The 24,800-nt window shown below is 60.0% G+C and carries 20 protein-coding genes and 1 pseudogene; 11 read left to right on the top strand and 10 right to left on the bottom strand.

Going from position 1 to position 24,800, the window contains the following annotated elements:
- Window positions 1-126: 126 nt before the first annotated feature.
- Both KIO76_RS24240 and KIO76_RS24235 read left to right on the top strand, forming a co-directional pair.
- On the top strand, window positions 127-333 hold the full coding sequence (locus tag KIO76_RS24240) for a hypothetical protein (RefSeq protein ID WP_213326141.1): 207 nt from the start codon (window positions 127-129) through the stop codon (window positions 331-333).
- A 1,626-nt stretch (window positions 334-1,959) separates the two neighbouring features.
- Window positions 1,960-2,373, top strand: coding sequence for a DUF1236 domain-containing protein (locus KIO76_RS24235; protein WP_213326140.1), 414 nt, complete (start codon window positions 1,960-1,962; stop codon window positions 2,371-2,373).
- A gap of 626 nt (window positions 2,374-2,999) precedes the next feature.
- Here KIO76_RS24235 and KIO76_RS24230 read toward each other — a convergent pair.
- On the bottom strand, window positions 3,000-3,194 hold the full coding sequence (locus KIO76_RS24230) for a heavy-metal-associated domain-containing protein (protein WP_213326139.1): 195 nt from the start codon (window positions 3,192-3,194) through the stop codon (window positions 3,000-3,002).
- A gap of 162 nt (window positions 3,195-3,356) precedes the next feature.
- Between KIO76_RS24230 and KIO76_RS24225 the strand changes: the two genes are divergently transcribed.
- Both KIO76_RS24225 and cueR read left to right on the top strand, forming a co-directional pair.
- Window positions 3,357-5,864, top strand: a complete 2,508-nt coding sequence (locus tag KIO76_RS24225) for a heavy metal translocating P-type ATPase (protein WP_213326138.1) — start codon at window positions 3,357-3,359, stop codon at window positions 5,862-5,864.
- Window positions 5,865-5,925: 61 nt separating this feature from the next.
- Window positions 5,926-6,373 (top strand): annotated as a pseudogene (gene cueR / locus KIO76_RS24220) (Cu(I)-responsive transcriptional regulator).
- A gap of 17 nt (window positions 6,374-6,390) precedes the next feature.
- On the opposite strand, the gene KIO76_RS24215 reads toward cueR, so the two are convergent.
- Entirely contained in the window at window positions 6,391-7,044 is a 654-nt protein-coding gene (locus KIO76_RS24215) for a TetR/AcrR family transcriptional regulator (protein ID WP_213326136.1), read from the bottom strand.
- 156 nt (window positions 7,045-7,200) lie between these two features.
- Between KIO76_RS24215 and KIO76_RS24210 the strand changes: the two genes are divergently transcribed.
- The 3 genes from KIO76_RS24210 to KIO76_RS24200 all read left to right on the top strand — a co-directional run bounded on the left by KIO76_RS24210 (window position 7,201) and on the right by KIO76_RS24200 (window position 10,853).
- A complete protein-coding gene (locus KIO76_RS24210) occupies window positions 7,201-7,563 on the top strand; it encodes a DoxX family protein (RefSeq protein ID WP_213326135.1) in 363 nt (120 codons plus the stop codon).
- Window positions 7,564-8,173: 610 nt separating this feature from the next.
- A complete protein-coding gene (locus KIO76_RS24205) occupies window positions 8,174-10,594 on the top strand; it encodes a membrane-bound PQQ-dependent dehydrogenase, glucose/quinate/shikimate family (RefSeq protein ID WP_249730021.1) in 2,421 nt (806 codons plus the stop codon).
- A 100-nt stretch (window positions 10,595-10,694) separates the two neighbouring features.
- A complete protein-coding gene (locus KIO76_RS24200; RefSeq protein ID WP_213326134.1) occupies window positions 10,695-10,853 on the top strand; it encodes a hypothetical protein in 159 nt (52 codons plus the stop codon).
- Window positions 10,854-11,200: 347 nt separating this feature from the next.
- On the opposite strand, the gene KIO76_RS24195 is transcribed toward KIO76_RS24200, so the two are convergent.
- The 7 genes from KIO76_RS24195 to KIO76_RS24165 all read right to left on the bottom strand — a co-directional run bounded on the left by KIO76_RS24195 (window position 11,201) and on the right by KIO76_RS24165 (window position 19,758).
- On the bottom strand, window positions 11,201-11,806 hold the full coding sequence (locus tag KIO76_RS24195; RefSeq protein ID WP_213326133.1) for a HupE/UreJ family protein: 606 nt from the start codon (window positions 11,804-11,806) through the stop codon (window positions 11,201-11,203).
- Window positions 11,803-12,405, bottom strand: a complete 603-nt coding sequence (locus KIO76_RS24190) for a HupE/UreJ family protein (protein WP_213326132.1) — start codon at window positions 12,403-12,405, stop codon at window positions 11,803-11,805. Before KIO76_RS24190 ends, KIO76_RS24195 begins: the two co-directional genes overlap by 4 nt.
- 13 nt (window positions 12,406-12,418) lie before the next feature.
- Window positions 12,419-13,438: a HupE/UreJ family protein gene (locus tag KIO76_RS24185; RefSeq protein ID WP_213326131.1), complete on the bottom strand. Its 1,020-nt coding sequence runs from the start codon at window positions 13,436-13,438 to the stop codon at window positions 12,419-12,421.
- Window positions 13,435-14,433: a peptidyl-prolyl cis-trans isomerase gene (locus tag KIO76_RS24180; RefSeq protein ID WP_249730020.1), complete on the bottom strand. Its 999-nt coding sequence runs from the start codon at window positions 14,431-14,433 to the stop codon at window positions 13,435-13,437. The genes KIO76_RS24185 and KIO76_RS24180 overlap by 4 nt, the downstream gene beginning before the upstream one ends.
- Before the next feature lie 12 nt (window positions 14,434-14,445).
- Window positions 14,446-15,579: a hypothetical protein gene (locus tag KIO76_RS24175; protein WP_213326130.1), complete on the bottom strand. Its 1,134-nt coding sequence runs from the start codon at window positions 15,577-15,579 to the stop codon at window positions 14,446-14,448.
- Window positions 15,580-15,581: 2 nt separating this feature from the next.
- Window positions 15,582-17,945 (bottom strand): DUF3604 domain-containing protein, encoded by a 2,364-nt coding sequence (locus KIO76_RS24170; protein WP_213326129.1) that lies wholly within the window; start codon window positions 17,943-17,945, stop codon window positions 15,582-15,584.
- A gap of 682 nt (window positions 17,946-18,627) precedes the next feature.
- Window positions 18,628-19,758, bottom strand: a complete 1,131-nt coding sequence (locus KIO76_RS24165) for an AraC family transcriptional regulator (protein ID WP_249730019.1) — start codon at window positions 19,756-19,758, stop codon at window positions 18,628-18,630.
- A gap of 421 nt (window positions 19,759-20,179) precedes the next feature.
- Between KIO76_RS24165 and KIO76_RS24160 the strand changes: the two genes are divergently transcribed.
- Window positions 20,180-20,674, top strand: coding sequence for a hypothetical protein (locus KIO76_RS24160; RefSeq protein ID WP_213326128.1), 495 nt, complete (start codon window positions 20,180-20,182; stop codon window positions 20,672-20,674).
- Between the two features lie 395 nt (window positions 20,675-21,069).
- Here KIO76_RS24160 and KIO76_RS24155 read toward each other — a convergent pair whose 3' ends face one another.
- On the bottom strand, window positions 21,070-21,390 hold the full coding sequence (locus tag KIO76_RS24155; RefSeq protein ID WP_213326127.1) for a hypothetical protein: 321 nt from the start codon (window positions 21,388-21,390) through the stop codon (window positions 21,070-21,072).
- Window positions 21,391-21,483: 93 nt separating this feature from the next.
- Here KIO76_RS24155 and KIO76_RS24150 point away from each other — a divergent pair, with 93 nt between their 5' ends.
- Genes KIO76_RS24150 through KIO76_RS24140 form a run of 3 tightly spaced genes read left to right on the top strand, consistent with a single transcriptional unit; the run spans window position 21,484 to window position 24,800 of the window.
- Complete coding sequence (locus KIO76_RS24150) at window positions 21,484-22,134, top strand: GntR family transcriptional regulator (protein ID WP_213326126.1); 651 nt, start codon at window positions 21,484-21,486, stop codon at window positions 22,132-22,134.
- Window positions 22,134-23,228 (top strand): enolase C-terminal domain-like protein, encoded by a 1,095-nt coding sequence (locus KIO76_RS24145; protein ID WP_213326125.1) that lies wholly within the window; start codon window positions 22,134-22,136, stop codon window positions 23,226-23,228. Before KIO76_RS24150 ends, KIO76_RS24145 begins: the two co-directional genes overlap by 1 nt.
- A gap of 57 nt (window positions 23,229-23,285) precedes the next feature.
- Window positions 23,286-24,800, top strand: a complete 1,515-nt coding sequence (locus KIO76_RS24140; RefSeq protein ID WP_213326124.1) for an ABC transporter substrate-binding protein — start codon at window positions 23,286-23,288, stop codon at window positions 24,798-24,800.

The following is a 24,800-nucleotide window of genomic DNA, read 5'->3' as shown; positions in this document are numbered from 1 at the left end:
AACAACTTTGGCGACCCGCTAGAGCGCTCGTGCGGTCATGACCACAGAATTGGGAAGGCTCAGGCACCATCTGGAACATCGCCCGAGCGTCGTTGGTTCAACTGGAGGCGAAATGAGAGGCGGAGCATGACCATGGATGTGGGCGGAGAAGTCGTTTGGGGAATTGGCATTGTCCTCCTCCTCGCGGCACTCGTTTGGGGAACAATCCAGTCTGCAACCCGCAAGCGCGCGAATGACAGGATCGCCGAGGAAGCCACCCGGCAGGAATATGAAGACCCGGCACATTATCCAGAGAAGCGAAAGGAACTGGAGAAGAAGGTAGACCGAAGCTAGGGCGGGCCCATACGGCGCCGATTGGGAAGGCCACTGGCGCGGCGTTCCCAGGATATCGGGGCGGCGTTACGTCGGCACGTGGTTGGATGCGTGCAGCCGCGAGTGCTCCCCACAGAGTTCCCCCGAGGAAAGGCGATCCGAAGGTCCACGCTCCGCCGGGCAGTTGCGCGAAAGGAAATACGCCAGTGCCGCGAGTGCCACGGGAAGCCGGAGCGGACCGCCGCGGAGCTCCGCCACCGCTTGGGCCATAGCTGCTCCCACAGCTGCGGCAAAAAAGCGGGGCCGCCAAATGGGACAGCGGCGCCGACGCCTGCGAAGAGAGTGAAGATCACGACCGCTGTCAGTAGAGTTTTTCGTGCGTTTCTCGCAGGCACGCTCGGAAATGACTGCCAGTCGAGGCGTCGATTCTCGCTGTCGATGGCGCGCTATCGTCTTGGCGTGACGCACCTCCTCATGTAGCCCGCCTTTTCCGGCCGGGCGGCAACGCGAGATACGTCCTGCACGGCGCGAGCCGATCAATCACGCCTCTGCCCTTCGAACGGCGGCGCGTAAAGACATCGGCACGGCCGACTTTCCGAAAGCTCCATCGCGAGCCATTGATGCTGCGACATCTGCAGCATTCGCCACGCCGTGTTTCTCCACGGCACTATTGGATAATCACGCGAAAAGCCGGACCCGACATGGCCCTTTCTGAGCGATGAAGCGCTCCGGGAATGTCTCCAGGGCATTGGGAACATTATTGAAGAACGACGGAGATCTCATGTGATAGGTAGAATGAACCGGATGGAGAACGCGTTGGGAATTCTTGGCGAGAACTGGAGGTATGGGGGAGTTAAGCACGGCGACGACAATTATAATCTGTATCAAGACCGAATCACAAAAAGATACTTTATTGGGACGGACGAATGCCCTCATAAGGCCTGGCTGCACGACAGGCACAAAGTATCCGAGGCGCTTTCGAGTTCAGGCTTCAAGAAATTTGTGCCATCTCACCCTCTGCCCACGGGCGAACCAGCGACTTCTGAAGGTCATCGCGGCCCGCGAGGCTTGAGTGTGGCATATCATCTTGAAAGCAATAGCTATCCTATGCACAATGCCCATGGAGAATATGGGCTGCAGATTGTGGACGTGGATATCACCGGGGTTGACATCAGTCACGAGCCTTGGGTCATTTTGGGCTTGGGGACGGGTCTAGTATGAGACTGGGACACGTTGGGGAGTTGGAAGTGCTGATTCCCATCTCCCGGGCGATGCACTGTGGAATTCCTTCGCGGATCGTCTAGCGGTGTGAATTGCGGCGGGGCCGCGCAGCGGCAAACGGCGGGGCAGAGCATGGGAGCTCGCAATCGCTGGCGCCCCGCCGGAGGATCGCTCCTTCGAGCCTAGCTGTCGAGCCAACAATTCACCACAAATTCGTTGCAGACGGGCCCCCTTATATACCGATACGTCGAATCGTATATATCCATTTGTCAAAGCATACAGTAAGTGGGCCCTTGAGGCTGACAACTGTTGATTGGCGCAGCCCCAGCTCAAATGCGGCGTTTATTGGGCTTTTACTCTGAGACCGGAACCCGCTGTCATGAGGCGCGTTTTCCAGCTGCGTTAGAAACTCAGGAGGTATTGATCATGAAGGCTCTAGCGTTAGCAGGTCTACTCGCCGTTCTTCCCGCTGTGGCACTGGCCCAGAACAACCCGCAAGGAGCACGGGGCGGAGCCGCTGGAGGCGCCGCCGCCGGCGCAGTGGGCGGGGCGGCAGTGGGAGGCCCGGTCGGCGCAGTCGTTGGCGGGGTTGGCGGTGCGGTAGTCGGCGGCATCTTGGGCGACAATACGCCCCGGTTCCGCGAGTATGTAGCCACCCAACAAGTTCCTTCTTACACCTACCGGGAAGAGGTCCGGGTTGGCACCGTCCTGCCAGAGAAGGGCGTGGTGTATCGGGAGGTTCCCGCGGAATATGGCAAGGGTTATCGGTATACGGTCGTCAATAACCGCACCGTAATCGTTGAGCCTAAGACTCACCGGATCATCCAGGTCATTGAATAACACCTTTTAGGTGGCCGACTCCTGTGCGAGTTGGGAAGCCGGCCACTTGCGCCGTTCCGGTGTACTTGGCCGGCCTTTATGCAGAGACACCATGGCACATGGCGCATTCCGACGGCGCGTCCGTTTCTGCTCAGTCGGAGGTCCCGACAAACCTATCCCGCAATGCATCTGATATTGCAACGCCGGTCCGACCCGATATGCGGCGACCTCCGGGGCGCTTTGGCGCCTCCCCGAACTACTTTCTGTTCTCGACAAGTCACTCGTGATCACGGGAATCTCGCCACCTGAGCCTTGATCACATCTTCGGCGAGCTTGCGGACCTCGGGTGCTAACCGCCCTGAAGCACACTTTCGCGATGTCGATTGCGCCCTGACAGTGCGGGATCATACCGCGCTAAAAGTCGATATCGGCATCCCCAGTGAATTCGGCCGGCATGTCCTTGTGCGACGTTGGCCTCGACGTAGGCTTTCGACGAAGGATCGGCTTCGCGTGACTCAACGTAGCGTATGTCCTTCCGTAAGATCGCTTGTATTCAGCCGGCTATGCGCGAAGGCGAGACCTGCGCTGATGGCAAATCGCGCCCGCTATGAAAATCGGGGTGAGCCTATTCACGGTCTCGCCCCTGATCAGCTCACAGTCGCCGGATAACCGGCTTCCTCGAGAACCTGCAAGATGGCGGCCCGTGTTGCGGCCGTTTCGATCTTGACCGCTCGCGTGGCCAGATCGGTCTTTATCGTGGCATTCGAATCGACCGATTGGATCGCCTCCGTGACCGATTTCGCGCAGCCTCCGCACGTCATGCGTTCAATCTTGAGTTCCATGAGATTTCTCCCTGTGCTGATGGGTCTTATCCTCAAGGTGGCGCTTCCAACCATGGCACGGTCAAGGGGTACAAGAAAAAGAAAGACGTCTATTGACCTTCCCATGGTTGGAAGCCCCATCTTCCGTCCGAACCTGAGTTTCGGAATGAGAAGGAGGCCGCGATGAATGCCCCTGTTCGAGTCGCGGAGACGACGAACGCAGCAATTTCCCTGCCCATTGAGGGCATGACATGCGCGTCGTGCGTCGGCCGTGTCGAGAAGGCCCTCAGGGCAGTACCCGGCGTCAGCGGTGCGGTTGTCAATCTGGCAACCGAGAACGCTAGCATCACCACCAAGGGCCCGATCGATCCTGCAACGCTCGTCAAGGCCGTGGTGGAGGCCGGTTATAAAGTTGCGGCGAGCTTTTCCCCGCAAACAGCAGCCTCGCTTGAGGTCGCGATCGAGGGCATGACGTGTGCCTCCTGCGTGGGACGTGTTGAAAAGGCGCTCAAGGCGTTGCCCGGGGTGACCAGCGCTGTCGTCAACCTCGCGACAGAGAAGGCTATCGTGCAAGGAACCGCCGCAGCTGCTGCCGTGGTGGCGGCAATCGAGAACGCGGGCTACGAGGCCAAGGTGACCGTCGCGGCAGCCGGGGCCGGCCAGGCGGCGACAAATGACCGTGCCGAGGGGAAGGAAGCCGAACGCCGCGAATTGACCCGCGATTTCGCTATCGCTGCAGGGCTGACGGCACCCGTGTTCGTCTTGGAGATGGGATCGCACATCATACCGGGCGCACATGAGCTCGTTGCCTCAACCATCGGCATGCAGAACAGCTGGTATCTCCAGTTCGTGCTCACCACGCTAGTACTTTTCGTGCCGGGTATGCGTTTCTACGATAAGGGCCTGCCGGCGCTCTGGCGTCTTGCGCCTGACATGAATTCGCTGGTCGCCGTCGGTTCGCTCGCCGCTTACGGCTATTCGCTGGTGGCGACGTTCACGCCCGGATTTCTGCCGGCAGGAACCGTGAATGTCTATTTCGAGGCGGCGGCAGTTATCGTGACCCTGATCCTACTGGGCCGTCTGCTCGAAGCCCGCGCGAAGGGCCGCACATCCGAGGCCATCAAGCGCCTCGTCGGCCTTCAAGCCAAGACGGCGCGCGTGCGCCGTGAAGGCAAGACGCTTGAGTTGCCGATAGACTCGGTTCTGCCGGGAAACATCGTCGAGGTGCGACCCGGCGAGCGTGTTCCGGTGGATGGCGAAGTCGTCGAAGGCCAGAGTTATGTCGACGAATCAATGATCACCGGTGAGCCGATTCCCATTGCCAAGACGAACGGCAGCGAGGTTGTGGCCGGAACGGTGAACCAGAAGGGTGCCTTCGCTATCCGCGCGACAGCGGTCGCCGGCAACACAGTGCTTTCGCAGATCATCCGCATGGTGGAGGAGGCCCAGGGCTCAAAACTGCCGATCCAGGCGATCGTGGACAAGGTGACGATGTGGTTCGTGCCGGCCGTCTTTGCCGTAGCCACCCTCACCTTCGTCGCGTGGTTCTTTTTGGGGCCGTCACCCGCGCTCACCTTCGCGCTGGTCAATGCCGTCGCTGTCCTTATCATCGCCTGCCCGTGCGCAATGGGTCTGGCGACGCCAACCTCGATCATGGTGGGCACCGGCCGCGGAGCCGAGCTAGGCGTGCTCTTTCGCAAGGGTGAAGCCCTTCAGTTGCTGAAGGATGCCAAGGTCGTTGCGGTCGACAAGACAGGCACGCTCACCGAAGGAAAGCCGGCTCTGACCGACCTGGAACTAGCGGCTGGATTTGAACGCTCGCACGTGCTCGGCCTTATCGCTGCAGTCGAGGCGAAGTCGGAACATCCGATCGCCCGTGCGATCGTGGACGCTGCGGCCGAGGAGAACATTTCTCTGCCGGCCATCTCGGACTTCAAATCTGTAACGGGCTTCGGCGTCACGGCCACCGTCGACGGCAAACATGTCGAGATCGGCGCGGACCGCTATATGGTCGAGCTCGGCCATGACGTCACGGCCTTCTCTATTGTCGCCGAACGGCTCGGCAATGAGGGCAAATCGCCCCTTTATGTTGCGATCGGCGGCAAGCTAGCGGCGATCGTCGCCGTAGCTGATCCGGTCAAAAAGACCACGCCCGCCGCGATCAGGGCACTACACGATCTCGGCCTGAAGGTGGCGATGATCACCGGCGATAACAGGCGTACTGCCAAGGCGATCGCTGGTCATCTCGGCATCGACGAGGTGGTGGCGGAGGTGCTGCCCGATGGCAAGGTCGACGCGGTTCGCCGTCTCAAGGCCGAGCACGGCAAGGTCGTGTTCGTCGGCGATGGAATCAACGACGCGCCGGCGCTCGCCGAAGCGGATGTGGGGTTGGCCATCGGCACGGGTACAGACATCGCGATCGAAGCGGCTGATGTGGTTCTGATGTCGGGCAGCCTGCAAGGTGTGTCAAACGCCATCGCACTGTCGAAGGCAACGATCGGCAACATCCGTCAGAACCTGTTCTGGGCCTTCGCCTACAACACGGCTTTGATCCCTGTCGCGGCGGGCCTGCTTTATCCAGCCTACGGCATCCTGCTGTCCCCTGCCTTCGCCGCCGGCGCAATGGCTCTGTCGAGTGTTTTCGTGCTCGGCAACGCGCTGCGGCTCAAGACCTTCAAGGTCGAGAGCTGATGAAAACGGATAGCCGCTCTCTATTTTGGGAGCGGTTGTCGCTCCTTGCCGGAGAAGATGCATGAATATCGGACGAGCGGCTAAGGCATCTGGTGTATCGGCCAAGATGATCCGTTACTACGAGCAGACCGGCCTCATACCGGCAGTTGATCGGAAGTCTTCTGGCTACCGCGACTATTCGGACACGGATGTCCATATGCTGCGCTTCATTCGACGCGCACGCGACCTTGGCTTTTCCGTGGCTGAGATCGGTGATCTTCCGGGTCTCTGGCGCGATGAAAAGCGGCAAAGCGCTGAGGTCAAGCGTCTGGCGCAAGGCCACATCGATGCGCTGAAAAAGAAGATCGCCAGCCTGCAAGACATGGCTCACACGCTCGCGACATTGGCGACCGCGTGCAATGGCGACCACCGGCCCCATTGCCCGATCCTGCAGCGGCTGGAGACGGACCAGGACGGAGGATTTGTCCGTTCGACCGCGGAGCGGCGCTGTTTCCCGCACGGTGCAGTGACAGCAGATCGCGCGACCCTAGCTTGGCTGCTGAGCGCTGCGGTCTGGGGCATCGACCCCTGATCCGGCCTTATTTTTCTGCGGTCGCAGGAAACGCCCGACCATCGTGGATACCAATCGGCGGCTTTCCTTGAAATCGATATCGGGCGCCATGAGCGGGAGCATGGGTACCGCATCGAGCACCGCGATCAGGATCGCGCTCGTTTGCTCGGGATCAAGAGCGGCGTCCACCTCACCTCGTTTCTGGCCGGCCGCAAGAGCCTGCTTCAGCAGGCTTCGGACGCCGGATGTGTTTTTGCGCAGGATCTCCCGGATGCGAACGGTGCGGCCGGCTTCAGCCAGAAGCTCGAACAGGATGCGGCAGTGATCGAGATCATCCCAGCCGTTCATGCTCCAAAGCTCGGAAAGCAGGACGACCGAGGTTTCTTGACCCTCCTCGTGATTGGCAAAATGTGCGTGCAATCGCTCCAGATAATTCTCGGCCATCTGCTCGACGATCGCTTCCTTGCTGGGGAAGTAGTGATATAGGTGCCCGGGACTGATCTTCGCCTCTTTGCAGATCGCCGCCGTGGATGCGCCCTGAAGGCCATGCCGCAGGAAGCAGCGATGCGCCGCTTCAAGAATCTCCAGCCGCTTCTCTTCGTGCTTGTCCGGGTCGACCTTGCGCACCATTGATATTTCCCAATTCTAGACCGTTCAGTCTAATAACGCTTGACGTTAGCACCAGGGACACCATAACTAGAATGAACGATCTAACTATGACGAGCCGACGATCCTGTCTAGCGTAGCCATCTTGGCAGCAAGCGTCGCGGCCCACTTCGAGGTCATATGCCTAGTACGCGATCCACCATCACAACCACGCTCGCTTGGCTGCTCGCAGCCTTCTTTCTGTTCGGCGCCCACGGAAACACGTTTATCTCGGATGAGAATGCCGCCGCTTACGCAGCCTGGGGTTATCCTGACTGGTTCCACTACGTCACGGCCGTGCTGGAACTGGCAGCGGCACTTCTGCTGCTACGCGCCACCACACGACCTTTTGGTGCGGGGCTCGGCGCTTTGGTGATGGCGGCAGCCGTCCTCACGACGCTGGTGAATGCCGATTATGACCATTCGATCGCCCCGAGCGTGATTTTACTCATCAGCCTCCTGGTGCTCGGCCTTTCCCGGACCGTGCGGCGTGCGGGCACCTGACGTCGTTTCTTCCGGAGTTTTCCTTCCATGAACGATATCCCTTCACCGGCAGGCCCAGCCGCCCTTCAAACGCGCCCGCAATACAGGCGGACGGTTGGTCTAACCTCCTGTCCGGGCGAGGAGGCATTATACAACTTCGCGTGAATTATCGGGCCGACATGCTTACTTCCCGCATTTTAGGTGAACTCATCCACCGGCACGGAGCTGACGTCGTTCCATTCGGCAAATCATGGAATTGCTACGCGAGATCACCCCTGAATAGCATCAACTCCAAAGCATCAATGTCTTAAAGCTGATTTGTTTCATATCTTCCGCCTAGCACGAAGCGCGAGCGCTGGTGCCGGCGGACAGGGTCGCCCCTGCACCAGGACAGTCAACCTGCTGTGGAGAATAGCCGCGTCCATACCGAGCGACGGCTCGCTTCAACCACGATCGGTAGTGCCGACGCGAATGGGTGTGCAAGCGCGGGGTGGCGAAGGCTGGTTTTCTGCGGACGGCTTTGACGAGCCCACGGCCGCCCGTGGGAACCTGCCTTGCACGCTACCGTTATGAGAAGGGGCAAAAGTCTTCGCGATTCGCGTCGATTCATTCACGATGCAAGGAGAAGGCCATGGCCGCAGCCCCCTCGTCCCACCGCATGCGAGGCCGGCGTAATTGGCCTGGGATGGTTGTCGGCATCGTCCTGGCACTCATCGGTCTGATCTTGCTGGGCGGAGGCGTGTGGCTCGCTGCAGTGGGTGGTTCCTTCTACTACTGCATCACCGGCTTGCTGATGTTGATTTCAGGTATCCTTCTTGTCCGGGGCAACCCCGCCGGGGGCTGGCTCTATGTTCTGGTCTATGTCGGCACGCTGATCTGGGCGTTTTGGGAGGTGGGGACCAACGGATGGGCGCTCGTACCGCGCGTCGTCGCCCCCACCGTTCTCTTGTTGGTGGTCATCGGCATATTGCCCACCTACTCCACGGCACCACATCGCTGGCGCAACGCCGGCCTGAGCGGCGTCGCCGTTGTTCTTCTCGGGATTGCCGGAGGCGTTGCCATAGGTCTGATGAACGAACCCAGCGTCGCGCGCGCGTTCCCGGCTCCGAGCGGTGCCGCCATGCCCGATCCCTCGCCCCTGCAAGCTGGTGCGGACTGGCCCGCTTATGGTGGGACCTATAGCGCAAGGCGCCATTCTCCGCTGACACAAATCAGCCCCGCGAATGTCGGCAATCTGAAGCGGGCCTGGGTCGCCCATACCAAGGACATGCCGGCAACGCCCGAGGCCGCGAAGCAATATGGCGCCGAGACGACCCCTCTCAAGGTCGGCAACAGCCTCTACCTCTGCTCGGCCAAGAACATCATGATGGAGCTTGACCCGGCGACCGGCGAGGAGCGCTGGCGTTACGACCCTCAGATCGGGGATAAATGGATTCCCTATACTGCGGCCTGCCGCGGCGTCACCTACTTCGCCGTGCCCAATGAGCCGCCGGATCAGGACTGTGCTCAGCGCATCATTGAAGGCACTATCGATGGTCGCCTCATCGCCGTCGACGCGCACAAAGGCACACTCTGCTCCAATTTTGGCAAGAACGGGATGGTGGACATCAAGGTCGGCATGGGGGATGTCTTTCCCGGAATGGTGTCGATCACATCTGCCCCCACCATCGTCCGCGGGGTCATCGTCACGGGCCATCAGGTGCTCGACGGTCAGGAACGCAGCGCGCCTTCCGGTGTGATCAATGCTTACGACGCTGTCACAGGGCAACTGCGCTGGGCTTGGGACATGACGCATCCCGATTGGAATGGGCTGCCGCCGGAAGGGGAGATCTATACACGCGGCACGCCGAATATGTGGACTACGGCTTCCGGTGACGAGGAACTGGGTCTTGTCTACCTGCCCATGGGCAACTCGGCCGTCGATTACTGGAGCTCCATGCGCTCCGACCTGGAAAACCAGTATGCCACATCGCTCGTTGCCATCGACGTGAGGACAGGCAAGCCCGTCTGGCATTTCCAGGCGGTGCGGAAGGATGTGTGGGATTACGATTTCGGCGCGCAGGCGACCCTGATTGACTTCCCCAGCGCTCAAGGATCGGTGCCGGCGCTGTTGCTCCCGAGCAAGCAAGGCGACATCTATGTTCTCGACCGCCGAACCGGACAACCCCTCACCGGCGTCGGAGAGTTCAAAGCACCTTCAGGCGGCGTCGAGCCGGAACAACGGGCCCCGACGCAGCCAATGTCCGAGTACCATACGCTGCGCAAGAGCGATCTTGCGGAGAAGATGATGTGGGGCATGTCCCCCATCGACCAGATGGTCTGCCGAATCCAGTTTCGGATGGCATCATACAAAGGCTATTTCACGCCACCGGAAACGGAGCGACATTCGATCGAGTATCCAGGGTACAATGGCGGTACTGACTGGGGCGGGATCGCGGTGGATCCGCAACACGGCGTCATCGTTGCGAACTATAACGACATGCCGAACTATCTGCGCCTCGTGCCCCGCGCCGAAGCGGACAAGCTTGGCTGGGCGCCACGCTCCTCTGCACGCGGTGAGATTGGAGGTCCGGAAGGCGCTGGTGACCCCCAGGCGGGCACGCCTTATGCCATCAACGTGAATGCCGGCTGGCGGCTGCCCGGCACTGGTCTCCTGTGCAAGGAGCCGCCTTATGGCGGCATCCGGGCCATCGACATCAAGACTGGCCAGACCATCTGGGACCGTCCGTTCGGAACCGCGCGAACCAATGGTCCTTTCGGTATTCCCTCCTTGTTGCCCATCGACATCGGCACGCCGAACAACGGCGGCGCGGTCGTGACGGCAAGCGGGCTCATCTTTATCGCTGCGGCTACTGACAATCTAATTCGCGCCATTGATCTTAGGACAGGCAAGACACTCTGGCAGGACGTCTTGCCGGCGGGAGGCCAGGCAACGCCGATGACCTACGAGGCGGGCGGCCGCCAGTATGTGGTTATCATGACGGGCGGACATCATTTCATGGAGACGCCGATCGGCGATGAGGTGGTCGCCTATGCGCTGCCGAAGCAATAGGCAATGCAGCAGGTGAATGGCTTGAAGACGTATAGGATTTTAGGAAAAAAAACTGATCGTTAATGCGCCAGTCTTCATAGGGGCGGTCGCAATAACAGCCATGTTCCTCGCCGTTGGCGTGCTGTTACCAAAGCAGGCGGAGGTCATCTTTGCTGCGGTCCAGGCATTCTCAGTGCTGGAGGCCGCCCAACAGGATGTACGTTTCGAGGTTCGCACTTACTTCAGCAACGCAGTCGCGGCTACGATCTCATGGGCATGACAAGAGATCAGATCATCTCTGACGTATTGGTTCAATTTGAACGCTATCTCCAGATCGTGCAGGCGCCGGAGGCGAAGCTCGTGACGACGGCGCCGGAACTTCCGCCCGCTGAACAGAGAAGCCGCTAGGACCCGATAGCGGTCCCAGCAATAGCGCGTGAAGCGGTGCCAAGCTGCGCGACGAGATCTCCGGAGTGCAATTTCGCAGCGCAGAGCCATCTAGCTGACCGCTCACGCTGATATGCCTGCGCGAACGCCTACCGATGCAAAAGCGGTTTCCGGCGCCGCCGGAGCCCACCGCCCCTATGCGCAAATCGTCTCAGCCTCATTTGCAAGCATCAGTGCTTCTCATCGATGAAACCCCACCAGTTGATAAGCAAGGAGAAGTATCGCGCTTGCTGCTATCCACGAACCGGCGACTTGCACGGCGACACGTTGCCAATGCTGCGCTGCCCTCAAAGCGAGGCCTGCGGCCATGGTGATCAAAGCAGTACCTGCCAGAAGCGTGGCCAAGCCAGTTAACAAGATTCCCGAAGGCGTGGTCCGGCTGGGCGTTGCATCGATGCCGACGACAACACCTGCCAATACGGCAAGCGTCGCTCCGATCCATAGGGGAGCGCGCAACCCTGTGATCACCACTGCCGCCATGATCGAAGCGAGCAGGGCGAGCAGCGTCGTCCTGTCGGAGCCGGGGTCGATCATGGAACCGAATGCAAGGCCGGCCGCAAGGGCGCTCCCAAATGCCACAATCCCGTACCGGCAAGCGGCCAGCCCGGACCTGCCCATCAACAGTCCGGTGGCCACGATGGCGAGAGCCTCCGCAGGCGCCACGAAGGGGTGGAGAAGCCCCGCATAGAAGTCGCCGACACCTTCAAGTGCACCGTGCGCTTGGGCGGCTTGAGGGACTAACTCCAGGAGCACGGCCGCGGGCAGGATAAGACGATGGGATTTCACGCAATGCCAGACAGAAAGACGCCGCCAGCAATGGCGATGAAGGCGCCCGCGGCCCTTACGGCAAACCGTCCGGCGGGCCAGCGGGCCAAATTGCCGAAGGCGATGCCACACAGGTGCAGGAGGCCCGTCGCGACGACGAAACCAAGTGCGTATGACACCGCATCAGAGGCTATCGGCATCTCCGTTCCATGGGCGTAGCCATGAAAGATTGCAAAGGCTCCGACGACGAGCGCTGCGGCCCACAACGGCGGCTTGAGCGCCAGGGCGACGCAGAGGCCAAGAACCACGGCTGACAGGGCAATGCCGGCTTCGACGCCCGGGAGCGGCACCTCGATGATTCCGAAGACACCGCCAAGAGCCATTACCAACGGGAAGACGATTGGCAGCACCCAAATTGCCGGCGCGCCAAGGAATACGCCCCAGAGCCCGACAGCAACCATAGCGATGATGTGATCGAGCCCTAGAAGCGGATGTGTAAAGCCGCTCGTGAAGCCACCGCCGCCATGATCGGCGCCGGTATGTGCAAGAGCGGAGCTCGCGGAACAAGCGGCCAGGAGACAGAGCGTCGCGCCGATCGCGCGGTAATTCTCAGAGGGCATTTCAGCGCTTCCATTACAGAAAAATCGAGCCTAGCCGATCGATCGTCCAGAACGCGGCCACAGCGCCGACGCCATACGCGGCAGCCATGCGGACGGGTCTCCCCAAGGTGAAGATGAGCTTAGCCGAATAACCGACTGCAAGGATTGCGGCGATAAACGCGAGCTGTCCGATCTCAACGCCGACGTTGAAGAAGAGCAGAGCAAGCGGAACATCGCGCTGTGGAAGTCCGAGGTCGATCATGGCGCCCGCGAAGCCGAAGCCGTGAAGCAGCCCGAACCCAAAGGCAACCACCCATGGCCATGTGATCGTCAGGCTCTTCTCACCGCGCTCCATGCGCACTGCCTCGGCGGCAACGAGAAGTATGCTGAGCGCGACCATGGCCTCGACTGGCGGCCCGGGCAACGTGACGAGCCCAAAGGTCGCGAGGGCAAGAGTGATAGAATGAGCAACGGTAAAGGCCGTTATCGTCTTCACGAGGACACGCCAGTCGCGAACGATCAGCATGAGTGAAGCAACAAACAGCAGATGATCGAGACCGTAGAGGATATGACGGATGCCGAGCTTGAGATACTCCCAGGCGACAGACCAGCTGCTCTGTTCGGCGGGAACGTCATACCATGGTTGAGAGGGACGTATAATAGTGCTGGCCTGCCTGCCATCCAACCACGTTATGCGGATGAAGACATCGGTGATCGTCGCTTGAAGGCCGACAAACTCGATGCGCATGCCCGCCAGACCATCCGGCGCGGTAATAACGCGCTTCTGGAGAATAAAACCCGGCAAGGGTCTTTCCTGAGGCTCCATCACATGCGTCACGCTATCAGGAAGCTTCAGGACAACAGGGAGCGGCATGCCGGACAGAAGCGGTGTCTTCCAAAGGATTGTGTAGCGATTGGTATCCGTCTGGTCGATCTGCAGATAAGCGGGCCTGACCTCGTGCGACAACGCCGGAGTGATCAGGCTGAGGAGCACCGCGGCGATGAGCGCCAGCAGCCTCGTCATGTGTGGAAGGCGGGGCGAGCCAATCGTCATTCAGCCACCGCTCGGCTTGGGCCGGAAGATACGATGGTCAGGTCGTCGATGTTGAAATCATCAAGCGGCGGGGAGATAATATCGTAGCGTGATCGGATCTCCTCCATCGCGCGCTGCTTGACTTCGCGATATTTCTCGGCCTGCCAAGCTTGAGCGACAGTCGCCCTCACTTCTTCCAGCGCGGGAACGCGAGGTTCCTCGTAGGATTCAACCCAGATCAGGTGCCAGCCATATCCGGATTCGATGGGGCCGCGCCAATCGCCCGGACGGAGAGTAAAAAGAGCATTGGCAAAGGCCCCTCCAAATTCCTTCGCCATTTGCTCGGGGGTTACATCCGCGTAGTAGTCGCGGAACATGAAAGGATCGCCGATACCGGTTGCTCCGAGCGAGCCCGGCGATCGACCAGCAACAAGCGGGAGGCTGGCCTCGGCCGCTTCGCGCGCGCCTCGCGGCCGCTTGTCGGACGTGAAGTAAAGGTGGCGAAAGCGGATCCGCGGTGGCTTCGTGAACTCGGCCGGATGCGCAGCAAACCAGGTCGTCAATTCCTCATTCGTGGGCGGAGCCAGCGCTGCGATATCGGCAAGCAGGAAGTCCATCTTCTGTGCTAGGCGGCGCTTGATAACCTCATCATCCCTATCGAGTCCAAGCGCGATCGCCTCCCGAACGAGCATCTCCGACATTGCCTTCTGCTCGATCAGAGCCTGCAATTGCGCGGCTGTAGGTCTCTCGCGGCCCTGGGCGAGCCATACGACCGCGAGCTGGCGCAAGTCGTCTTTGGTGATCTGTATCTGCTGAGCCGTAGCGGCCGCGCCTTGTGGTTGACTATCGAGCAGCTTGTAACCGCCGAATATCAGCACACCGAGCACTGCGAAATGTAAGAGCGGCTCCCGCAGGATCTGGCTCGTCCAGGAACGCTTTTGAGCCTTGAGCCCACCGGGACCAGTGTCCGCCAAAGTCGGCTGGGCAGGGCTTTCGGCTTCCGTGAAATGACTCATCTTAGATCCCGCTCAGTCTGCCCGTTTGACGAACGCTTCTGCGGCCAACCGGCCTTCGAAACCCGGGCTGTCGCGGAGATACACGAGGATTGCGAGCTGGCTCGCGGGGTCCTTCACCGCATTTGACCGCAATACTTCCACGTAGTCAGGCACAGCCTCCCAGGCTTGCCAGTCGCTGAGGTAGGTCGCGACGAAACCGGCCATCGGCTTGCGCTCTCGTATGAAATGTCGATACGCTTCCACGATGCGTCGCTGCGGAATGGCTCCGTTCGTGCCGCCGTGGACACTGAGGGCGAGCAAGGCCGCTTCGATCTCGGGCAGGGAGCGGCCGAGGTCAAGAAGATAGTTCTCCTCGATCCAGGCCACGCGTTCCGGCCCGCGCAATTCGAGATCCGCCGCAAGTAAAGCTGCGACATTTGTGGCGTCCTTGGATGCGTGGGCCTTGAGGAGGCGATCTTCCAACAGCGCCATGTCGTCGGTGTCTCCCGCAATGCCAAGGAGCAGGAGATAGGCATCCTGCCGTTTTGCCAGGGCGGGATCTTGGATCCAGCGACGAAGTTCGGTGACATTCAGGGCCGTCTTGAGCGCGCGCATGGCCTCATACGGCGTTCGCGAAAGCTCCGCGAAGGCAATCTCCGCGATCAGCGGATCATCGCTTTCGAGAGACGGCGCAATGAGATCGATGCGCTTGGACCAGTCGGTGCTGTCAGAGACCGCCTGCGCGGGGCTGACGAGCGGCCACACGCGCGGCGGTGCTTTAGCACGACCGTCGTTGGTCCTTAAGAATGCACGCAGCCATCCGGCGCTTTCGGCGTGGACGCCGCCAAAATCGGTCCAGCGAAGGGAGACGCCATTGCGCGCGAGCAGAGAGAGTTGCCCGGCCTGGGAGGCCACTTGGTTGGCGCGATCAGCAGTTGCGTCGACGATCGCGCCGATGGAAGCCTCGCCCTTCACGTTCTCGACGATCCGGAACTGCCTGCCACCCGCGAGCGGGGACGCCAGGACAACCTGATCGGCCGCATCAAGCTTCTGCCCGGTTGTTACCGTGATAGCCGACAAACAGATCGCGCAGGCAGAGGCCTTATCGGGGCCGCTGCCCAGAAGGAGTGCGGCGCCGAGCAGCGCCGCCCCAAGTTTTGATGCCATCCTCATTGAGGCACCGTCACATCCTTCACTTCCGTTCCTAAGAAAAGCGGTGTCGGGACGATCTCGTAGTTCGCATAACCGAACTCATTGCTCCGTGCGGCGAGATAAGTATCGCCCTTCGTCAGCAAGTCTTTGGAGCCCCCTGCGAGCTTGTAGACCGTGAACTCATACTCACGATTGCCAAACCAGGTCGCGACCTTGCCATCGCGGATGGAATAGTCGCTCGGAGTACCAAGGTAGGAGCCGCTCACCACATCGCCCACTTCCGACGGTTGTGGAACGCGTGGATCCACGTTCATGACCAGCATCTGGCCGTTCTCGGCCCATTGCACCTTGAAGACACCGCCGGTGACATTGTTACGTATCCAAGTATATTTCCCGACAAGCAGGGCCTTGAGCGCGGCCTCGTCGAGCAAGACGGCTCCTTGGCCTTTCAGGTCTGCCTCCGTCGTACCCTCTCGCGCTGCCAGGCGCTGTTCTGCCGTTGGCGCATACCAGATCGGGGAGGACCAAGCGCGCTCCTGTACTGTTGAGGCCACCATTTCCGGCGGAGAAATCCCGAGTTCCTTCGCTTGGATGGTCGTCCAGCGCGGCGTCGGGATCTCAATCGCGCGCGCATAGTAGAACGCGTCGTCGGCTGGATTGAATTCGGGATCGGACCAAACCGCCTTGAGCTCCGTCGCACCTATCGAGTTCTTGTACGCAGCCTGTTTGATATCGACAGTCGATCCAATTGCCGGAATCTTGCCAGTTATAGGGTCAGGTTGGCGCTCGCCGGCCCAAACCACGTCGAACACTTTTTCGAAACTCTGGCCGTTCTTGCTCCATCCCTTGACGATTTGGATGCGATCGAGATTACCCGAGGTGGGATCTTTGACAGCCCAGACGGCGAAAGAGGGGGCCGTCTTATCCGCGGTGCGGGGCGCCAGGTCCCCACCCATCGGAACGCCCTGCGCATAGGCCGTTTTGACCCAGTACTGATCTTTCATCCACTCCGGCAGCAGATCCCAGGCCAGTTCGTGACGCTGCTCTGTCTTGCGGTCCTTGGCATAATCCCAGCCGCCGAAAAAGCGCAGCGTGATCCGCGGGCCACTGGTGGCAAATGTCTCCTTGCGCTTCATCGCCTCGAAGAGTGACTCGCGTGTGTTCTCCTCAGCCCAGAGGCCGGTCAGGCCGGCCGGATTCTCGAAACGGACGTCCAGGCCCGCGAAATTGTGGCCGGCCATGCGCTCCTTGATGGTTCCATCAAGCCGGGCATGGCCACCGAAAAAGTTCTCCTGGCGATAGGGAACGGCTGTATTGTGCGAGTCCGAGCCTCCGACTACGCCAGTCTTGAAGGGGTTGTACCCGCGTGCTTGCTGCATCGCGATGCCGTCCTTCAGAGCTTGACGGATATAGCTGCCACCGAGGGTGATGAACTGTCCCTGGGGATCACCGAGCAAATAGTTGAGGATCTCGAAGTTGGCGAATTCGTCATTGGGCGATAGCAACGGGTGTGTCTCGGACGCACCCTTGATCTGCTTGATCTCGGTCAAGCGTTCGTTGCGATCACGCGATTCAGCCCATGCCTGATCGATCGGCCGGCCTTTGAAGTCAACCTCAGTCGGATACATCAACCCGCCCGACAGGTTCGCATTATGCGATATGGCGAGCAGCTCGTTACCAGCCTTACGCTGGCCGTCCATCCAATTCCACAAGTCTTCCGGGGCTTGCGACTCAAGCGAACTGAAAGGACGGCTCGGCACCTTCGCGCAATCCTTAAAGAAGATATTGCGGTGCATGTTGCGGAAGTCCGGGTTCGACGTCCATTCATACGAACAGAAGGCCGTGAATTTGCCCGGCTCATTGGCAGCATCAGCAGCTGCGTTATTCGCCTTCCAGACCGTATCCGATATTTCGGGCTTCACCAGAGCTTCGATCGGCTGTTCCTTGATCATGCTGGTGCCGAGCCAGAGATAGATACGCTGAATGTCGGCGGCGTCACGCACTTTCAGCCTGTCAGCAATAGGCAATTTGCTGATGGAGGAACTCGGGTCGTTCGAAAGACGCACGACACCCGCATATTCCGAGTGATCCGTTACGCCCATCCAGTCGAGCGGTGTTGTGATCTTCACATCGTAGCCCAGCGGATGCTTGATGGGTTCTCCCTTGGCGTATTTGTAAGCATCCGCAGGACCGGTGATATGGTTGCCGAAGATATAGGCATCGAACGACCAACTGGTATGGACGTGTGTTTCACCGAAGTACGCGTTGCGCTCCGGCGTGCTCTGCGCCTCCACGGGCGCGCTCGCGAATGCCAGGAGCGGGACGACCGCGCAGGCAACGGACGCCACGCGCCGCCGGCCTCTAAGGTTTGCTTTCGGCATGGCCGTCACTCCTGTCGTTTCTCGGTTTCGTATTGACTGCGCCGCATCGAGTGAATGTCTGGGGAAAACGCATCATTGCAGCCTGTGCGGGAATTGGCTGAATGGTTGCACGTATTCGTCGCGCCGAAGCTTCCTCGGCCAATCGGAGGGATATATAGGCGAAGGAGAACCGGTCCATTCCAGTGCCGATCCCGGTTGGTGCAAGCAGCATCTCTTATCCGGATCAGTTGATTTGGCGGTTGTTCTTCTTCGAAGTCAACTCCGAAGTATTCGCCGCCCGCCTCGCATCGGGTCAACAAATCGCCGACCCCGCGCAGTGGGTATCAAACGTCTACAATAAGGGCTCGGAACCGACCCAGTTGCAGCCTCAATTTGAGTGGGACAAACTCGTCAGCCCCCGTCATAGTCCAAGCATGCGCACAGGCCTCTCAGGTCGGAGCGATCAGGTCATGGGATGCTACTCTGCCGCCAGTATCCAAACAATCCATTTCACGCCACTGGCGCAAAATCACGCGCGACTTGCGCTGTCCTGTTCGAATGCCCCGTGCGGGGCCAAGAAGCTCGCCGATCTGCCCAAAAACGGGCGGGCTTGTGCTCATTTTCCCTGAGCTGGCGCCGCCGATCTCGTGCCAACACGTAGCGTGCGACGGGAGGGACGGCGTTGCCTCCTGGTCAGGCTGACCTAGAGCCCTTCTTTTTTTCGGTACTCTCGAGGGCCAAGGCCCGTAACCTTCCGAAAGGCACGAGAGAAACCGGCTGGTGAGGAATATCCAAGGTCTTCTGAGATATGGGTTATCGACACAGCTCTGTCCCGCAACAGTTCTGTTGCTCGCTGGACTCTGACCAGGCTGGTAAGGCTCCGGAAATCAGTGCCGGCACGGTTGAGTTCGCGCTGAAGAGTGCGAACGCTCGTATCCATTGATCGCGCGATCTCGTCGATCGACACGTTACCTCCGACAAGGCGGGTCCGGATCTGTTCGGAAGCAACGTCAAGCAAGATTCCCGGCGCGGCGCCCCTTCGCTCTCTGGCGACATCTTCGATCGTCATGTATTGCCGCGAACGGTGCTTCGCTTGAGCCATCATGTGGTGGTGCTCAACGACAATCGCGACCGCGGGCGCATTGAAAATGACAGGGCATTGAAATACGTCCTCAAAAGAAGAGCTATTGCGCGGTGCCGCGATGTCAAGCTCGACCCGAAGCGGTCTCCAGCCATCCGGCAAGTAGCTTTTGAAGAGGCTTAAGAGCTCACCCGCCGCAGCGCTTGCCACGATATCGTAGCCATCGGTCCCAGCCAGTGCAAATGCGTAGCTATATGTGATTTCGTCGCCCCGTTGGGAAACAGTCAATCGATCGTAAGTACTATGATAGGGAAGTGCCGAGATGCTGCGCTTAATCGCCTGTCCGAGCGTCTGGGCGCCAAAAATGTAGCGCCCGAAGTTGCCGTAGGTGCCAACATCCATTGTCGGGACCAAAAGGAGACCCAGACCAGGCTCACCCATGGCTCGCGCGATCGCGTTGATGAAATCGACCACTGATCGCTGCGTAACGAAAAACCGGGACTGCTCGATTAGTTCGGAGTCGAAGCCAGCCGCGCGGTTAGCGCGGTGCAATGTCCTTTCGCCTATTTCATTTCTGACGAACGCGGGCACTCCCTGCAGGACGTAGCTGGCAATGACTGGGACGGCGGCTATGGCACAATTCTCCGAGACGCTCTTTTGGCGCAAAATGGATCGTTTCTGGATATCGAGCAGGGATAGGCGTGGCAAGTGCGTTGTAAGGACCGTATTCACGTGTGTCGCTTTGTCGCTCAACCCAGGCGTATCGCTTACACCCGTTCTGGCTCGGAGACTGATCCGAGTACAGGCATGACTGGCGCGAGGAGAGCTCACCGCCGAGCGAGCCCTCCGCACATGAACGTTTCAGTGGCGCTTCGGCTGCACCCGAAGCAAGTGATAGGCTCGCTTGTTGAGCGTTCATGTGCCGCTGGCGTGGAAAGGTAGGTAACGGTGCGCCTGCCCAGCTTTATAGCGCTACGTGGGCGTCCGCAGGTCGCCAGGTCCGCAGCTTAGCAACCGAGATTCCCACCAACACGGCGGGTCGAAGTCCTTCCATCGCCGCATCGCGTTTGGTGGCGAGCCCGATGGACTTGGCTTTCGCTCCGGTGTAACTATGCAAACCTTTCCATTCGCTACCTTCGCTTCCGCGCAGTAAGCTACTCACGAGGACCCAAGAATGATCGCCAAAGCTCGGCGCAGGAGCATACCCGCATGGTCAATCCCTTTGGGAATAGCGGCCCTGTTGTCCCTCACCAGCTGCGTATCTTCTCCAATTCCGGTCAATGTGCCGACTTCTGAGAGCGTTGCCGGACTATCACCATCCGGCACCGTAACCCTTACCGAAGCGGTCGTCGGGGGCTTTGTCGGGGGCGAGGGTGTCTTGACCTTTCAGGGCAAGAAGTATCCGTTCAGGCTAATTGGGAGCGTGATAGGCCCCGGCGGTGCGTCCAAAATTGTCGTCGCGGGCGATGTCTACAAACTCAAGGACGTCGGAATGTTCGAGGGCACCTACGCGCAAGGCACCGGCAAATTAGGTTTAGAGACGTCGGGCGGTAGCGATCTCTGGCTTGAGAACAAAGCTGGCGTGATCATGCATCTGACCGGCGCGAGCGCTGGGGTGACGCTCAGCCTTGGCCGCGACGAGATCTTTATTCAAATGGCAGGGAAATAAGCCGGGCCCTGTGAAGAGATGGGGTTTGAGTTAATGGCGTGGCGTTTGGACTTTGCCACGCCACTTCTCCAGTGGGGCACAGTCTTCGAGACGCAAGATTTGATCTTTCCCATAGCCTCGGCTGGCGAGGCTCCTCTTCGTTCGGAGACCGCATCCGACGTTAAATTGCCCCACATCGTGTGACTTGTCCTACACCATGCGCATAGAGCGCCGACGACTAAGCGCGACGGCGCGATTACAGAAAATCTCGATTGCACGCCGAGGTCGGTGCACTTAAAGGGTGTATCTGTCCCTTTATGGTGTCATTTCACTTCTTTCCCGCACGCCCAAGAATGGGCGCGTATTACTTAACGATTTGGCTTAGCCCCCGACTACGCCGACTCCCCTTAAATAGATCATCGCCGATAGCCAGAGGCGCGCAGCCGGCGACCATCTGTATGACCATCTGCACCGGAAGCGATAGCCGCCAGATGGTCGAAATCGCCGCGCGGGATGATAATCCGTAGCAAATCGGGGTACTGCTCCAAGGCGGCGACCGCCGCAAGGTGTCCGGTTCTCGATCCGCGCCCTGCTACAGTCCCGGCGCCACCATCTGCGGTGAATGCGCCCAGCACCGCCAGGCGGCATGCAGCGCCCTCATGCACGACCACGTTGCCAAATGGCGCAAAACCCTCCGGGAGCGACCGTTCCACCTGCACCGCGCGGTCGTCCCGCATTCCGCCATCCTCCCCTTCAAATCCCGATTTGATCATAAATGGCCATTTTTGGTCGTTGACACTCCATTAAATTAACCGTTCATGATCATAACCATGCAGATCGATAAGAACGCCGTCCTCAGTAAGCTGCGCAGCGACATCGTCGCCGGCGAATTCGAATCCGGCGCGCGGTTGCGGATCGACGAGTTGGCGACACGTTATGGCGTCAGCCCAATGCCGATCCGGGAAGCTCTGCATCACCTCAATGGTGAGGGGCTGATCGTCATCACTCACAATCGCGGAGCGCGTGTCCGGCACATCGACGCGCGGCTGGTGGAGAACCTGTTCGATATCCGGATCTCGCTGGAGACGATGCTCACAAGGCGTGGGGCTGAGCGGCGTACAAGCCAGGACGTCAAGGCGATGATCGCCGAGCAGGAACGCTTTGAGGGTTTTATCGCGGCAGGTGACAACATCGCGGTCCTGCAATCAAATCGCGCATTTCACAAGATTATCCACGAGGCGGCCGACAATGAGGAAGCGCTGTCGCTGGCGGATCGCCACTGGTTCCTTGTCGCAACCCTTTGGCAGCGTTTCGGCTATCGGCAGGAGCGCTTCGCCGGCGTGATCAGCGACCACCGGCAGTTGATTGCCGCTGTCGAGACGCGCGACGGCGCCGCAGCCGCCGCCATCATGCAGGCCCACGTCATCAAGGCGAAGCTGGAACTCCTGGCCATTCTGCGCGAGCAGGAAAAGAGCGCGTGATGAGCGGCTCGTTCGTAACGTCCTACAGAGTCGACACGATCTCCGCGTCCGACAGGTCCACGTGGATCTTCGTAACGCTCGCACTGGCGAATGGCGCGCACGGGATCGGCGAAGCGACCCTGGACCATCGCGAGGGCGTCGTCGTCGCGCGTCTCGAGGCCCTTGCGAGCACGCTTGTCCGCGAGAAAGTTGCTGCCGAGGACGCCGCTGGCATTCTTCCAGCCATCGACGGCGATCTTGCAACGGCCGCCGCAATCGCGGCAATCGATCAGGCCTTGGCTGATGCCCTGGCGCGGGCCGCCGGCCTATCCCTCGCCGATTTCATCGGCGGGGAGTTGCGTCAGGAGGTCGGGCTGTACGCCAACGTCAACCGGGGCACCCGCGACCGCAGCCCGGCTGGCTTTGCCTCCGGCGCATCTCTGGCGAAAGCCGCTGGGTTCGATGCGATCAAGATCGCGCCCTTCGACGAGGTACAGCCAAGGGCGCCCGCTGCGCAAAGCATGAAGGAGGGACTGGCGCGTATAGCCGCAGTTCGTGATGTCCTGGGACAAGACGGGCGCCTGATGATCGACTGCCACTGGCGGTTTGATGAGCGCACGGCTGGGATGATGATCGATGCCTGCCGGGGCTTCAACCCGTATTGGATCGAATGTCCCCTTCCTGAGAACGGCAGCCAGATGGCCGCGATCGCGGCACTGCGGCGTCAGGCCAACCGGAACGGCATATTGCTGGCGGGTGGCGAGAATGCGATCGGCCTCGATGGGATCGAAGCTTTCCTGGCCGCAGACGCCTATGACGTCATCATGCCCGACGTGAAATATGTTGGCGGCCCCCGAACCATGCTGGAGGCAGCCGCTCGCTTGCGACAGGCAGGGATCACCTTTTCGCCGCATAATCCCAGCGGGCCAGTCGCCTATGCCGCCAGTCTCGAGGTCTGCGCGGCTGCTCCAACGGTCGACTTGCTTGAGTATCAGTTCGCGGAAACACCGTTGTTCGACACGATGGTCTTTGGCGCAATACCCGCCATACGCGGAGGCGTCGCTCATCTTTCTGCCATGCGGCAAGGTATTGGGTTAGAACTACGACCCTCTTAGCCTGCTCTCGAAGAAAAACGACAAATATAATAAAAAATACGCAATCGGAGGACTCAGTTGTCACGCTACTCAATCAACAATATTCTGAAGGCGTCAGCTTTCATTGCGCCTATCGCGTTGGTTCCGATGCTGGGGACACCGGCGATTGCGGCGGGGAAATCAACGTTGACGATTGGGCAGAACGCGGATCTTGCCTCACTTGATCCGACGGAGCTGCGGCTCGGTACCTATGTGTCAACCCATCTGCTTTACAATACGCTGATCCGTCTGGATAAGGAGGGCCATCCCCAACCGGAGCTGGCCAAGTCGTGGGCGCGGTCGGATGACGGGCGGAAGCTCACTCTCAAGCTGGCCGACAACGTCAAGTTCCATGACGGCCGGCAGATGACGTCGAAGGACGTGGCGTTCAGTCTCAACTACGCCAAGACCCCCGCGGTCGGTGCCAATATCCTGCCCTTGGCGCAGATGATCGAAACGATCGAGACACCGGATGACCAGACCGTCGTTCTTGGCCTCAACGGTGGGACGGATGCCGTCTTCGACCTTCTCGATCTTGCTTTCATCGTCGATTCAGAAAACCCAAAGCGGATCAAGACGAGCGGCAACGGAACCGGACCCTTCAAGCTCACGAATTTCGAACCCGGCCAGAATGCGGTCTTCGCGCGTAACGATGCCTACTGGCGTGCCAAGCCCGCACTCGAGAAGGTCGAGATCAAGATTATTCCCGATCCGCAATCTGCGATCGCGCAACTGCGGGCCGGAACGGTCGACTTCCTGCCCTCCCTGAACCGCGAGGGCGTCGAGCAACTGGCCAAATCAGAGTTCAAGACCGGTGTGGCCGCACCCGAAGGGCGGGTGCTCGATATCGGGCTCAATGTCAAAGCGCCGGTCCTGGACAAGCCGGAGGTCCGGCAGGCGATCAGCATGGCTGTCGATCGCGCGCGCATCGCGAAGGACGTGGTCGGCCCGGAAGCCATGGTCAAATGCCTGCCTTGGGCCGCACGCAACACGCGCGAGGCGACCGGCCTCGCGGACAGCTGCACCTACGATCTGGCCAAAGCGAAAGCGCTGATAGAGAAGGCTGGCGCAAGCGGCGCCGAGATCGAACTCCTCTCCTACAGCCAGGCTGAGCCCGCGCTCGGCGCTACCGCGCAAATCCTGCAGAATTCATTCCGGGAGATTGGCCTCACCACCAACATCGTCGAAATGTCGGAGGCTGCCTTCGTGGCGCGCTTCCGCCGAAGTAACTTCCAGGCGACCACGCATTTCTATGTGCGCGCCGGGCGCAATCCGGCGGCTATTCTCCTCACTGCAGTTCCCTTCCGCGCGAAAGGAAATGTAGCCGGTGTTGCTTCCAAACAGTATCAGGATGACGTCACGTTGGTGACAACCGCGCCGCCGGGCGAGGCAACGGACGCGGCATGGAAACGGATCAACACGTTTCTGCTGAGCGAGAACTGGGTGCTGCCGGTCTCCACACTGCCCGTGCAATGGGCGTCGTCGCCGAACCTTAAGGGCGTGACCTTTAATCTTGACGGCATGCCGATCTTCGAGACCGCCACGTTCGAATAG

The sequence above is a fragment of the Chelatococcus sp. YT9 genome, assembly GCF_018398315.1.
Classification (GTDB): Bacteria; Pseudomonadota; Alphaproteobacteria; order Rhizobiales; family Beijerinckiaceae; genus Chelatococcus.
Note: the sequence above shows the minus strand (reverse complement) of the source record. Positions and strands in the feature narration are given on the sequence as shown.